Source organism: Nocardia sp. NPDC051833, assembly GCF_040681225.1.
GTDB lineage: Bacteria > Actinomycetota > Actinomycetes > Mycobacteriales > Mycobacteriaceae > Nocardia.
In genome coordinates this window covers 1,229,492-1,242,016 of the sequence record NZ_JBFAYK010000001.1, presented here as the reverse complement: position 1 = coordinate 1,242,016, position 12,525 = coordinate 1,229,492, and the positions used below count along the sequence as shown (strand labels likewise).

General features: G+C 68.8%; 15 protein-coding genes and 1 pseudogene. 7 read left to right on the top strand and 9 right to left on the bottom strand.

Features of this window, described 5'->3' with window-relative positions:
- Nucleotides 1-19: 19 nt before the first annotated feature.
- Entirely contained in the window at nt 20-1,021 is a 1,002-nt protein-coding gene (gene rsgA / locus AB0L91_RS05395) for a ribosome small subunit-dependent GTPase A (RefSeq protein ID WP_357344244.1), read from the bottom strand.
- Entirely contained in the window at nt 1,018-2,328 is a 1,311-nt protein-coding gene (gene aroA, locus AB0L91_RS05390; RefSeq protein ID WP_357343483.1) for a 3-phosphoshikimate 1-carboxyvinyltransferase, read from the bottom strand. The genes rsgA and aroA overlap by 4 nt, the downstream gene beginning before the upstream one ends.
- Before the next feature lie 84 nt (nt 2,329-2,412).
- On the opposite strand from aroA, the gene AB0L91_RS05385 reads away from it, so the two are divergent.
- Nucleotides 2,413-3,186, top strand: coding sequence for an SOS response-associated peptidase (locus tag AB0L91_RS05385; RefSeq protein ID WP_365007383.1), 774 nt, complete (start codon nt 2,413-2,415; stop codon nt 3,184-3,186).
- A gap of 63 nt (nt 3,187-3,249) precedes the next feature.
- Here the strand turns inward: AB0L91_RS05385 and AB0L91_RS05380 are convergent, their stop codons facing one another.
- Nucleotides 3,250-3,570, bottom strand: coding sequence for a hypothetical protein (locus AB0L91_RS05380; protein WP_365007381.1), 321 nt, complete (start codon nt 3,568-3,570; stop codon nt 3,250-3,252).
- A 99-nt stretch (nt 3,571-3,669) separates the two neighbouring features.
- Nucleotides 3,670-4,161: a Cys-tRNA(Pro) deacylase gene (gene ybaK / locus AB0L91_RS05375; RefSeq protein WP_357343488.1), complete on the bottom strand. Its 492-nt coding sequence runs from the start codon at nt 4,159-4,161 to the stop codon at nt 3,670-3,672.
- 132 nt (nt 4,162-4,293) lie between these two features.
- Between ybaK and AB0L91_RS05370 the strand changes: the two genes are divergently transcribed.
- From AB0L91_RS05370 to AB0L91_RS05350, 5 genes and pseudogenes are all read left to right on the top strand, one after another.
- Nucleotides 4,294-5,037, top strand: coding sequence for a sigma-70 family RNA polymerase sigma factor (locus AB0L91_RS05370; RefSeq protein WP_355276080.1), 744 nt, complete (start codon nt 4,294-4,296; stop codon nt 5,035-5,037).
- 11 nt (nt 5,038-5,048) lie between these two features.
- A complete protein-coding gene (gene rsrA / locus AB0L91_RS05365) occupies nt 5,049-5,312 on the top strand; it encodes a mycothiol system anti-sigma-R factor (RefSeq protein ID WP_218718691.1) in 264 nt (87 codons plus the stop codon).
- A 267-nt stretch (nt 5,313-5,579) separates the two neighbouring features.
- Nucleotides 5,580-6,662, top strand: a pseudogene (locus AB0L91_RS05360) (RNA-guided endonuclease TnpB family protein); the annotation flags it as partial.
- 154 nt (nt 6,663-6,816) lie between these two features.
- Nucleotides 6,817-7,032: a biotin/lipoyl-binding carrier protein gene (locus tag AB0L91_RS05355; protein ID WP_189026708.1), complete on the top strand. Its 216-nt coding sequence runs from the start codon at nt 6,817-6,819 to the stop codon at nt 7,030-7,032.
- Between the two features lie 31 nt (nt 7,033-7,063).
- Nucleotides 7,064-8,578 carry a histidine kinase N-terminal domain-containing protein gene (locus AB0L91_RS05350; RefSeq protein ID WP_355276077.1) on the top strand — a complete coding sequence of 505 codons (1,515 nt, stop codon included), beginning with the start codon at nt 7,064-7,066 and terminating at the stop codon, nt 8,576-8,578.
- 111 nt (nt 8,579-8,689) lie between these two features.
- Here AB0L91_RS05350 and AB0L91_RS05345 read toward each other — a convergent pair whose 3' ends face one another.
- Nucleotides 8,690-8,944, bottom strand: coding sequence for a WhiB family transcriptional regulator (locus AB0L91_RS05345; protein WP_022567051.1), 255 nt, complete (start codon nt 8,942-8,944; stop codon nt 8,690-8,692).
- A gap of 252 nt (nt 8,945-9,196) precedes the next feature.
- The gene (locus tag AB0L91_RS05340; protein ID WP_365007377.1) at nt 9,197-10,141 is read right to left on the bottom strand and encodes a diacylglycerol kinase family protein; all 945 of its coding nucleotides are present in this window, start codon (nt 10,139-10,141) and stop codon (nt 9,197-9,199) included.
- Between the two features lie 129 nt (nt 10,142-10,270).
- On the opposite strand from AB0L91_RS05340, the gene AB0L91_RS05335 reads away from it, so the two are divergent.
- Nucleotides 10,271-10,681: a hypothetical protein gene (locus AB0L91_RS05335; protein WP_365011187.1), complete on the top strand. Its 411-nt coding sequence runs from the start codon at nt 10,271-10,273 to the stop codon at nt 10,679-10,681.
- Nucleotides 10,682-10,744: 63 nt separating this feature from the next.
- On the opposite strand, the gene AB0L91_RS05330 is transcribed toward AB0L91_RS05335, so the two are convergent.
- From AB0L91_RS05330 to AB0L91_RS05320, 3 genes are read right to left on the bottom strand one after another with little or no spacing between them, the layout of a single operon-like run.
- Nucleotides 10,745-11,422, bottom strand: coding sequence for an endonuclease V (locus AB0L91_RS05330; RefSeq protein WP_365007375.1), 678 nt, complete (start codon nt 11,420-11,422; stop codon nt 10,745-10,747).
- 3 nt (nt 11,423-11,425) lie between these two features.
- Entirely contained in the window at nt 11,426-11,905 is a 480-nt protein-coding gene (locus AB0L91_RS05325; protein ID WP_365007373.1) for a GNAT family N-acetyltransferase, read from the bottom strand.
- Entirely contained in the window at nt 11,902-12,519 is a 618-nt protein-coding gene (locus tag AB0L91_RS05320) for an acid phosphatase (protein ID WP_365007371.1), read from the bottom strand. Before AB0L91_RS05320 ends, AB0L91_RS05325 begins: the two co-directional genes overlap by 4 nt.
- Nucleotides 12,520-12,525: the final 6 nt, after the last annotated feature.

Sequence of the window (12,525 nt, the reverse complement as noted above, 5' to 3'; positions counted from 1 at the left end):
CCCGGCACGGAATCGGTTGCTACCAGGTCTCGTTCGAGATCAGCGCGGTCAGCAACTGACGAATCGCGGCGACCCGCCGCTCCGTGCCGGGGAGCTGGTCCAGCGCGCACTCCGGATCGGCGGGCGGACCCAGGTGGGTGCAGCCGCGCGGACAGTCCTCGATGGCGTCGGCCAGGTCGGTGAACGAGGCGATGACGTCGTCGGGCGTGATGTGGGCCAGCCCGAACGACCGCACGCCGGGGGTGTCGATCACCCAGCCACCCGCGGGCAGCGGGAGGGCCACCGACTGGGTGGAGGTGTGCTTGCCCTTGCCCACCCCGGACACCTCGCCCACGGCCCGATAGGCATCGGGCACAAGACGATTCACCATCGTCGACTTGCCGACCCCGGAATGCCCGATCAGGGCGGTGAGCCGGTCGTCGAGCAGTTCCAGCACCGGCTCGATCGGGTCATCTATCCCGGCGTAGAGGATCTTCAGGTCCAAGCCATCGAAGGCGGTCGCGAATTCGGATTCGGCGACCAGATCGCGTTTGGTGAGCACCAGGATCGGTTCCAGCCCACCGGCGTACGCGGCCACCATTGCCCGCTCGACGAACCCGGTGCGCGGCGGCGGATCGGCCAGCGCGACCACGATGAACAACTGCTCGGCGTTGGCGACGACGATCCGCTCGAACGGATCGGTGTCGTCGGCGGTGCGCCGCAGCACGGTGCTGCGCTCGGCGACCCGCACGATCCGGGCGAGGGTGTCGGGCTTGCCGGTGAGATCGCCGACGACGTCGACCTGGTCGCCGACCACGATCGGGGTGCGGCCGAGTTCCCTGGCCCGCATGGCGACGATGCGCCGGTCGGCGTCACCGTCGAGCACACAGCCCCAGCGACCGCGGTCCACCGAGACCACCATGGCGGCCTCGGCGTCGTTGTGCTGCGGACGGGTCTTGGTGCGCGGACGCGAGGCCCTGCCCGGGCGGACCCGGACATCGGATTCGTCGTAGCTGGCTGCGGTACGGCCGCGGCGGCTCAGCGCGCCGCTCCCTCACCCGATAGGGCGGGGTCGAGCATCTGCTCCCACAGGGTGACGAAGGTCGGCAGCGTCTTGGCCGTTGTCCCGATGTCCTCGATCTCCACGCCGGGCACCCGCAGGCCCAGAATCGCGCCGGCGGTGGCCATCCGATGGTCGGCGTAGGAATGCCACTGTCCGCCGTGCAGCGGCGCGGGCACGATCTCGAGGCCGTCCTCGGTCTCGGTGACATCGCCGCCGAGGCGGTTGATCTCGGTGGACAGCGCCGCGAGCCGGTCGGTCTCGTGGCCGCGCAGATGCGCGATGCCGCGCAGGTGCGAGGGCGAGTCGGCCAGGGCGGCCAGCGCCGCCACGGTCGGGGTGAGCTCGCCGACGTCGTGCAGGTCGATGTCGATGCCGGCCAGGCGGCCGGGGCCGCGCACGGTGAGCACGCCGTCGAAGATGCGCGCCTCGGCGCCCATCCGGACCAGGATCTCGCGGATCACGTCACCGGGCTGGGTGGTGCCGCGCGGCCACATCGGGATGCTCACCTCGCCGCCGGTGACCGCCGCCGCGGCCAGGAACGGGGTGGCGTTGGACAGATCGGGCTCGATCTCCCAGTCGACCGCGCGGATCGGGCCCGGCTCCACGGTCCAGGTCTGCGCGCTGCGCGAGTCGGCGGGGGTGTGCACGGTCACGTCGGCGCGGCGCAGCATCTCCACCGTCATCTCGATGTGCGGCATGGACGGCAGCTGCTTGCCGTCGTGGTGGACGGTGATGCCCTCGTCGAACCGGGCCGCCGAGAGCAGCAGGCCGGAGACGAACTGCGAGGAGCCCGAGGCGTCGATGGTGACCGCGCCGCCGCGCAGGCTGCCGGTGCCGTGCACGACGAACGGCAGCGCGTCGCCGTCGACGTCGAGACCGAGCTTGCGCAGGGCGTCGAGGATGGTGGTCAGCGGGCGGGTCTTGGCCTGCTCGTCACCGAAGAAGGCGACGTCGCCGGTCGCCAGCGCGGCGGCGGGCGGCAGGAACCGCATGATGGTGCCCGCCAGGCCGCAGTCGACGGCGGCACTGCGCAGCGGCGCCGGGGTGACCTCGAGCGTCTCGGCGTCACCGAGGATCTCGGTGCCCAGGCTCTGCAGGGCCTTGATCATCAGGTCGGTGTCGCGGCTGCGCAGCGCACCGGTGAGGGTGGACGGGCCATCGGCCAGTGCGGCCAGGATGAGCGCGCGATTGGTGATGGATTTCGAACCGGGCAGGGTCACGGTCGCGTGGACGGGGACCTCGATATGGGGCGCTGGCCAGAAACTCACCCGCCCATCTTCGCGCATGTGCGGTCCGGACACACGGGTGGTGTGGAATTCGGTGTGGTCGCGTCGCCGCCGGGTGTCGGTCCCCGGTGAGACGATGGCCGTATGTGCGGACGATATGCGACGACCACGAATCCGGGTCGGCTGGCGGCCGAACTCGACGCGATCGACGAGACCGATCTCGACGCGGACCAGCAGGAATCGGCGGTCAGCTACAACGTGGCCCCGACCAGTCAGGTGCTGACCGTGGTGGAGCGGCACGAGCACGGCGCCCCCGACGACGACCCGGCACTGCGGGTCCGGCGCATGCGCTGGGGCCTGATCCCGGCCTGGACGAAGGCGGGCGAGCCCGGCAAGCCGGCCAAGGGCAAGCCGCTGTTCAACGCCCGCGCCGACCGGGCGGTCACCGCGCCGTCGTTCCGCGACGCCGCCAAGCACAAGCGCTGCCTGGTGCCGATGGACGGCTGGTACGAATGGCTGGTCGAATCCGCCCCGACGGCGAAGGGCAAGGCCGTCAAGCAGCCGTACTACATGGCGCACGCGGACGGGTCGCGGCTCTACATGGCCGGGCTGTGGTCGGTGTGGCGCGATCGGGACGTGCCCGACGCCGCGCCGCTGCTGTCGTGCACGATCCTCACCACCGACGCCATCGGCGACCTCGCGAAGATCCACGACCGGATGCCGCTGCCGATGCCGCGCGAGCACTGGGACGCCTGGCTCGATCCCGACCATCCGGCACCGGCCGAACTGCTCGCCGGTGCCTCGCCCGCCGAGGTGGCGGCGATCGTGGCGCGGCCGGTGTCGACCCTGGTCAACAGCGTGCGCAACAACGGGCCCGAGCTGCTCGACCCCGCCGCGGACGTGCCGAGCCTGTTCTAGTCCGGAGACGGAAAACGGCGGGGCCGGGTGGCTCGCGCCGATCCGGCCCCGCCGTGTGCGTCGTCAGAACTTGCACTTCACCGCGTCGGTGGCGATGTTCAAGCCGCACTTGACGATTCCGGTGGCCAGATCGATCAGCACGGTGGCGACCCCGCCGCCGAGCTTCTCCGCCTTCTCGGCCTTCTCGGCCTTCTCGTCCTTCTCGGGCGCGGCCTGGGGGGAGTTCTTGGTGGTGCCGGGACCGTTGAGCGGGAAGTCGCTCGGGTCGGTCGGCGCGGACGGGGCCACCGGCGGGATCGCGGTGACGGGCGGGGCGAAGGCGACAGCGCCGAAGGTCAGGACAAGAGCACCGGACAGGGTGGCGATCGTCGAACGAGCGGACATTTCTCGCATCACATCCTCGGGTCGAATCGGTCGTACCGGGCGCGGACTGCGTCGCAGTGAATTCGGAACGAAACGCCGATCGGATGGCCGCGCGCCGCGCTAGGCGGTGATCGGGGCCGTGACGGCGGCCGCCGCGCGCACCAGGTCGGCCGGTGCCAGCTCGATCTCGAGGCCCCGCTTGCCCGCGCTGCACAGCACCCGGTCCCAGTCCAGCGCCGAGGCGTCGACGACGGTCGGCAGCTTCTTGCGTTGGCCGAGCGGGGAGACGCCACCGAGGACGTACCCCGTGGTGCGCTCGGCCTTGGTCTTGTCGGCCATGCCCGCCTTAGGCGCGCCCAGCGCCGCGGCGGCCGCCTTCAGCGACAGTTTGGCCGGTACCGGCAGCACCGCGACGGCCAGCGCGCCGGTCGACAGTTCGATCACCAGCGTCTTGAAGATCTGCGCGGCCGCGACGCCGAGTTCGCCGCCCAGCGCGTCGACGGCCTCGTCGCCGAAGGATTCCGCCCGCGGATCGTGGGCATAGGCGTGGACCCGGTGGGCGATGCCAGCACCGGTGAGGACCTTGATCGCGGGAGTCGACGCGGCTGCCATGTGCGTCACCCTAACCGCGCGGGTGCCCCGCTCGGCAAACACATTTCCTACCGTCCGGGAACACGGATGCTGGGGTGCCTGTTGCACACAAGTGACAAGCCCACCCGCCGCCGAACTCGCGAAGGAGAGATAGTGACACTGCTGCTCGAGGAGCGTCCTGTCTCGCCGCAGGGTGCGCGATTGCCTTTCGAATCCGTGGTGCCGGTAGATTCGGCTACTACGGCGATCGAAGGGATTGGTGTGACGAGCGACGATGACGTGGTGCCTGCCGAGGCGTCCGGCTCGGAAGTCGACGAAGCCGAGCTGGCTGCGCGGTTCGAGCGCGATGCGCTCCCGATGCTGGACCAGCTCTACGGCGCCGCTCTGCGCATGACCAGGAACCCGGCCGACGCCGAGGACCTGGTGCAGGAGACGTACGTGAAGGCGTTCCAGGGGTTCAAGTCCTTCAAGGAGGGCACGAATCTGCGGGCCTGGCTCTACCGGATCCTGACCAATACCTACATCAACTCCTACCGCAAGAAACAGCGCCAGCCCGCGCAGTACCCGACCGACGAGATCACCGACTGGCAGCTCGCGGCCACCGCCGAGCATTCCTCGACGGGCCTGCGCTCGGCCGAGGTGGAGGCACTCGACGCCCTGCCCGACGACGAGATCAAGGCCGCGCTCCAGCAGTTGCCGGAGGAGTTCCGGATGGCGGTGTATTACGCCGATGTCGAGGGGTTCCCGTATAAGGAAATCGCCGACATCATGGGCACCCCGATCGGTACCGTGATGTCCCGGCTGCACCGCGGCCGCAAGCAGCTCAAGGGTTTGCTCGCCGACGTGGCGCGTGAACGTGGATTCGACCGTGGGGAACGCCAGGAGGTTACGAAGTGAGCGACCCCGACATGGAGATGGACTGCACCGCGGTACTCGCGGACGTGTGGCTCATGCTCGACGGCGAATGCGATCAGGCCACCCGGGACCGGCTCCAGGAGCACATGGACCACTGCAGTCCGTGCATCGAGGCCTACGGCATCGAGGAGAAGATCAAGGGCCTGCTCAGCCGCAAATGTGGTGGTGAGCACGCTCCGGAGGGGCTGCGCGACCGGCTCAAGCTGGAGATCCACCGGTCGATCACGGTCACCAGGATCGAGACCACCGAGGGCTGAACGCCCGGGTCAGGACACAGAAAAGGGGCACCCGACGGGTGCCCCTTTTCCGTACTCCGAGCGCAGCTCAGGAGTTGGGCCGCTTGCCGTGGTTGGCTGCGTTGCCCTTGCGGCTGCGCTTCTTACGTCCACGCTTACCCATAGGTAGCTCCCTTCTCTGGGTCCTCCCCGCCGGAGCGCGGAGCACGATCTGATCGAGAGCCATTGTTTCATGTGTGATCCGAGGGTCGTCGCGCAGACTCCGCCTTCACCGCGGAGGCAGCGGCACGGCAACAGCTTGCCCGTACTTTCGGCTGCGTCCGCTATGTCTATAACCGGGCTCTTGCGGAACGTTCGCGCGCATGGATGCAGGAGCAGCGACGCGTCAACTATGCGGAGACGAGCAAGATGCTCACCGCCTGGAAACGTGATCCGGATACCGAGTGGCTCGCTGAGCCTTCGAAAGGGCCGTTGCAGGCCACGTTGCAGAATCTGCAAGCTGCTTTCGACAAGTTCTGGCGCAAGCAGACCGGCTACCCGAGGTTCAAGAGGAAGGGGCGGTCGACTGATTCGGCCACCTACTTCTCGAACTGTTTCACCTACCGCGATGGGCGCATCAAGCTGGCCAAACAAGCAGACCCATTGGCTGTCGTATGGTCACGCCCACTACCGGAGGGGGCTCGACCATCGCAGGTCACGGTGTCGAAAGATGCTGCGGGCCGCTATCACGTGTCGATCCTGGTGGAGGAGTTCATCGCCGATCACCCCGACTCTTCGGAATCGATCGGGGTGGACGCTGGGATCAGCAGCCTGTACACGTTCTCGACGGGGGAAAAGGTATCCAATCCCCGATACGAGAGGCTGGATCGGGAGCGTTTGGCGAAGGCTCAGCGCGCGTTGTCGCGCAAGCAGAAGGGGTCGAGCAATCGGGCGAGGGCCCGGCTGCGGGTGGCCAGGATTCATGCCCGGATCGCAGACCGGCGGCGAGATCATCTGCACAAGCTCTCTACTCGATTGGTGCGCGAAAATCAAGTGATCGCCATCGAGGATCTGAGTGTGCGCAACATGGCCCGCAATCATCGTCTGGCGCGGTCGATTTCGGATGCCGGCTGGTCACAGTTCCGGTCGATGCTGGAGTACAAGGCGGATTGGTACGGGCGGACCGTGGTTGCGGTCGACCGGTTCTATCCGTCGTCGAGGTCGTGTTCGGCGTGCGGATCGATCGTGGACAAGTTGCCGCTGAATGTTCGCGAGTGGGAGTGCCGGTGTGGCGCGGTCCACGATCGGGATGTCAATGCCGCGAGGAACATACGTGCCGTCGGGCTGGCGGTGCTCGCCTGTGGAGATGGTGTGAGACCAACCCGTGGTTGATGCGGGTAGGCGACTGTCGATGAAACAGGAAGGTCCTGCCGTGAGGCAGGTAAATCCCGGCCCCTCGGGGACGGGAGGAAGTCAATGGCTGTAGCTTCGGCACTACCGCTATCGCATGCATGCGGTGGCTTGACCGACTAGTGAACGGGGTGCCATGCCTGAAGAAGTGCGCGCGGAGATGGTCTCGACCGTGCTCGCTGTCGAGGTCGCGGTGGGCGAGCATGTGCGGGTCGATCAGACCCTGGTGCTGCTCGAATCCATGAAGATGGAGATCCCGGTGCTCACCGAGGTCGAAGGTGACGTCACCTCGATCGATGTGGCGCCCGGACAGGTCCTCCAGGCGGGCGACCTGATCGCCACCATCGCCTGACCCGCACCCGGAAGCGAAGCGTAGATCCACCGTGGCAACTCTGAGCGAGTTACTGGCCGAACACACCGACCTACCCGGCATCGCCGTCGACCATCTGCAGCGGGTGGTGGGTGACTGGCAGTTGCTCGCCGACCTCTCGTTCTCGGACCTGCTGCTGTGGGTCGGCGCCGGGCCGGTCGCCGAGGGCGCCGATGTCGTGTGCGTCGCCCAGATCCGTCCGACGACGGCACCGACCGTGCACCTGGACGACAAGGTCAGCACCACGGCCTCCCGCACCGACTTCCCGCAGGTCTTCGACGCCCTGCTGACCGGCGAGACGGCGCGGACCGACAGCGAGGTCGAGGTCAGCGCGGTCTATCACCCCAGCCCGGTGCACGCGATCCGGGAGGCGATCCCGGTGCGCTGCGGCGAGGACGTGATCGCGGTGCTGAGCCGCGACTCCGATCTGCAGCGGTCCCGGGTCCGCAGCACGTTGGAGACGGCATACGTCTCCTGCGCCGACGACCTGTGCCAGATGATCGCCGACGGCAGTTTCCCCACCCCGGAGGACCGTGCGGCGACGCACTCCAGCCCGCGCGCGGGCGACGGCTTCATCCGGCTCGACACCGAGGGCATCGTCGTCTACGCGAGCCCGAACGCGCTCTCGGCGTATCACCGGATGGGCATGCAGGCCGACCTGGTCGGCCAGGATCTCGCCGTCACCACCCGCTCGCTGATCACCGACCCGTTCGACGCGCAGGAGGTGGTGGCCGACATCCAGGCCGCGCTGGCCGGGCGCACCGGCCGCCGGATGGAGGTCGAGGCGCGCGGCGCGACCGTGCTGCTGCGCACGCTGGTGCTGCGGCCGGGCGGCGAACTGGCCGGGCCCGCGGTGCTCGTGCGCGACGTCACCGAGGTGAAGCGACGCGACCGCGCGCTGCTGAGCAAGGACGCGACGATCCGCGAGATCCATCATCGGGTGAAGAACAATCTGCAGACCGTGGCGGCGCTGCTGCGCCTGCAGGCGCGCCGTACCGAGAACCCGGAAGCCCAAGTGGCGCTGACGGAATCGGTGCGCCGGGTGACCAGTATCGCCTCGGTGCACGAGATGCTGTCGATGTCGGTGGACGAAGAGGTCGACCTCGACGAGGTCGTGGACCGGCTGCTGCCGATCATGGCCGATGTGGCCACGGTGCACACCGCGCGGATCAAGGTCCGCCGGGCGGGCTCGCTGGGGGTGTTCTCCGCCGAGCGGGCGACCCCGCTGGTGATGGTGCTGACCGAACTGGTGCAGAACGCGATCGAGCACGCCTTCGACGCGGGGCAGAACGGTACCGTGACGATTCGGTCGGAACGGTCGGCCCGCTGGCTCGACGTGATCATCAGCGACGACGGCCGTGGCCTGCCCGCCGGGTTCAGTCTGGAGGGTTCCGACCGCCTCGGCCTGCAGATCGTGCGGACCCTGGTGACCTCGGAACTCGGTGGTTCGATCGGCCTGCATCCCGGTGCCGACGTGGGCACCGACGCGGTGCTGCGGGTCCCGCTGGGCCGCCGCTCCGGACGTTAGAAAGTCCGAAAACCGCTGTAGGGCAACAATAAACCCGGCACCGCGAGGTGCCGGGTTCTCACATGCGTTACCGGGCCGGGCTGAATGGCCCGGCAACGCCTCCTTCGTCGACTAGACGGAGGTACGCGTACGGGTGCGCGCGTTGCGCCGCTTGAGCGCGCGACGCTCGTCTTCGCTCATTCCACCCCACACGCCGGCATCCTGTCCGGACTTCAGGGCCCACGACAGGCAATCGGCAGTGACGGGGCAGCGGGCGCAGACCAGCTTGGCATCGGCAATCTGCGCGAGCGCAGGACCACTGTTACCCACCGGGAAGAACAGCTCGGGGTCCTCGTCGCGACAGATGGCCTTGTGGCGCCAGTCCATTCCTCTGCTCCTTTGCGCGGGCGCCACAAAGGGCACCTCTGGTTAGTGGATCGTTCACTTGTGCGACTCGAATGTTTCCGCACGGTTGCTTGTGAATGCTTTCACGAACACCGTAGATGTCAATAGGTGTCCGGCGCACCGTGGGGGAGATCACGCTCTAAGGTGCCCGCAGGGGGAACCCGCCCGGTCCTTTGTACTCGCGTCTCCTGGTTTTCGCAGCGCAACCGGGAGATTTTTCCGCGTGTCCGGAGCTCAGGAGGGCTTGGGCGCCACCACATCGAGGATGCCGGGCACCGATGTGAAATGCACCATCTTGCGTTTTCCGATGAAGTCGCCATCGATTTGCAGGCCGATCTCCTCGGGCGTCTCGATGTGCACGGACGGCACGTCGTCGACCCGGAAAAGCGTGTCCGACTTGGGGTTTCCATTCTCGGCCAGCAACTGCCTGGCAAGCAGCAGGGTGCGGGTCACACTCATCGAACGGACCGCGAACACCCCGAGGCCGGATTCGAAGGTCGTCCCCGGATTGGTGCGAATCGGGCGGTCCTCGAGATAGGTCCACGGACTCGAATTCGTGACGAAGGCGTAATACACCTCATCGACCGGATCGTGTCCCGGGACCTCGACGGTGACGCGCGGATCCGCGCGCCGGGCGCGGAAGAACTGGCGCACCGTGGTCCGCAGATAGCGGGCGGGCGTCGCCTTGCGGCCCTTCGCCCTGGCGACATCGATCGCCTCGCACACATCGGCGTCCAGACCGACGCCCGCGCTGAAAGTGAACCACCGATCGTCGGCAAGCCCGAGCCCGATCCGGCGGTCCGCGTCGCGGCCGAGCAGATCGATGAGCTGGTTGGTAGCGGTGACCGGATCGGGGGAGATACCGAGGGCGCGGGCGAAGACGTTGGCCGAGCCGCCGGGGATGATGCCGAGGCGTGGTCGCCAGACCTGATCGTCGCCCACCTGGGGCACCGGCAGGAAGCCGTTGATGGTCTCGTTGACCGTCCCATCGCCACCGTGCACGACGATCAGGTCCATCTCCTGCGTGGATGCCCACTGGGCCAGTTCGGCCGCGTGGCCGCGATGCTGGGTGTGCGCAACGGTCAGCTGGGTCCGGCTCTCCAGGGCATGGGCGAGCAGATCCCGGGTCGCCGGGGTGGTCGAGGTGGCATTCGGGTTGACGATGAGCAGCGTCCGCACGATGTCGAGGGTAATGGGAGGGCGTGAACACCCGGCGCGCGCCGGGCCACCACGACAGCTCGTCGTAGGCTGGGGGCCGTGGCGGAGCAGGACGTGACAGACAGCGGCGAACAGCGTGACGACGAACCGGTGCCGACCGGCATTCCGGCGTCGATCCGGGTGGCGGGCGCCCTGGTGACCCTCGAGGGTCTGGCCGGCGTCGGCACCGCGGTCGTGCTGGTGGTGCGCGCGCTGACCGGCCACGACCAGTCGGTGGCCAGCGGCGTCGGCACCGCGATGTGGTTCGGTGTGCTGTTCGGTGGCGTGCTCGCCGCGGGCATCGGCCTGCTGCGCGGCAAGCGCTGGGGGCGCGCGATCGCCGTCATCGCCCAGGTGCTGCTGCTGCCGGTCGCGTGGTCGCTGCTGACCGACTCGCACCAGCCGCTGTGGGGCACCCTGCTGGCGATCATCTCGCTCGGCGGCCTGGCCGCGCTGTTCGCCCCCGCGTCGAGCCGGTTCATGGCACAGGACTACGGCGAGATCACTGAAGACCGTCCGTAGCCGGACCGTTGTCGGCAGGACTACGGCGAGCTCTCCGACCCCGAGCACCGGGACGCGTAGCGCTCAGGCCGTCGCCGCGCGCAGCGCCGCCCGGCACAGGTGGTCGGCCCGGCGGGTGGTCTCCGGTTGCCGGAAGCCCCTGGTGAGGGCGAGCACCTGCGCGCAGGCGGTGTCGAGGTCGATCAGATGGCCGACCGAGACGAACAGCGGCTTCACCTCGTCGCGGGTCCGCAGCGCGCGCCCGACCACCTCGCCGTCGATGGTGACGTCGGTGGCGTCGCCGCGGCGCGGGCCGGGCTCGGTGTACTCGCCCCACACCGATTTGGCGACACCGATGGTGGGAATTCCGGCCAGCAATCCCACGTGACAGGCCAGCCCGAAGCGGCGCGGATGCGCGCGGCCCTGGGCGTCGCAGACGAGCAGATCCGGGGTACCGGTGAGTTTCTCCAGTGCCGCGACGGTGGCCGGGAGTTCCCGGAACGCGAGCAGTCCCGGCACATAGGGAAATGTCGAGATTCCGTGCGCCACCGCGGATTCCACCGGTTCCAGGGTGGCGATATCGAGAATTACCGCCGCGGTCGCGACGGTGCCGTCCTCGGCGTAGGCGGAATCAATTCCCGCGGCGGTCGAGAATCGCGGCGGCGCGGGGTTTTCCGCGCGCACCAGCGGGCGCAGTTCGTCCTGGAGCGCGGTCGCCTCCTCGGGCGTGCGCGGCCAGTCGCGGGGCGCGTCGATCCGCACGGCTCAGCGCGCGGTCGCGGCCAGCGCCGACAGTTCGTCGCCCGCGAGCCGGTAGCCGATCCACTCGTCCTGCGGTGCGGCGCCGAGGGATTCGTAGAACGCGATCGACGGCGTGTTCCAGGTGAGCACCGACCACGACACCCGGCTGTACCCGTGCGCGACCGCCTCGGCCGCCAGCGCGGCGACCAGCGCGCGACCGAGCCCGGTGCCGCGCGTCTCCGGCCGCACGTACAGGTCCTCCAGATAGATCCCGTGCACCCCGTCCCAGGTGGAGTAGTTCAGGAACCAGATCGCGCACCCGACCACCACCCCGTCGAGCTCGGCGACATGGGCGAACAGCGCCGGCGCGGGCCCGAACAGCGCGGTATCGAGCTGCTCGACGGTCAGCGTGCACTCCGCGGGCGCCTTCTCGTACTCGGCCAGCTCGTGCACGAGCTCGACCATCGTGGCGACATCGGCGGGGGTGGCGCGACGCACGCTCATCGGGCGGCTCCTTCGATGGGTTCGGTGCGGGTGGTGAGGTTGTGGCCCCAGACGGTGTGGGCGTCGTGGTCGTAGCCGAGTTCGGTGATCGCGCCGGTCGACAGGGCGAAGCGGCGGCCCTCGGTGACGGCGAATTCGGCCCAGCGGGCGATCAGGACGCGGGAGAAGTGGCCGTGGCCGACCAGGACGACGTCGCGGTCGGCCAGTACCGGTTCGACCCGGGCCAGGACCCGGTCGGCCCGCGCGCCCACCTGCTCGGCGTTCTCGCCGCCGGGGACGGGGGCGGTCCACACCGTCCAGCCGGGGACGGTTTCGCGGATCTGCACGGTCGTCAGGCCCTCGTAGTCGCCGTAGTCCCATTCGGCGAGGTCTTCGTCGATCGCGGCGTGCGTGAGCCCGGCCAGTTCGGCGGTCTGCCTGGCGCGCAGGCGGGGGCTGGTGAAGACCAGCGGATCGCGCAGGTCGAGCGATTTCAGTACCAGTCCGGCCGAGCGCGCCTGGGCCTCGCCGAGCGGGGTCAGCGGCAGATCGGTGTGGCTGGTGTGCCGTCGCTGACTGGACCAGGTGGTTTCGCCGTGGCGCAGCAGGACCAGCCGGACGTCGGAAGTGGACATGGGTCC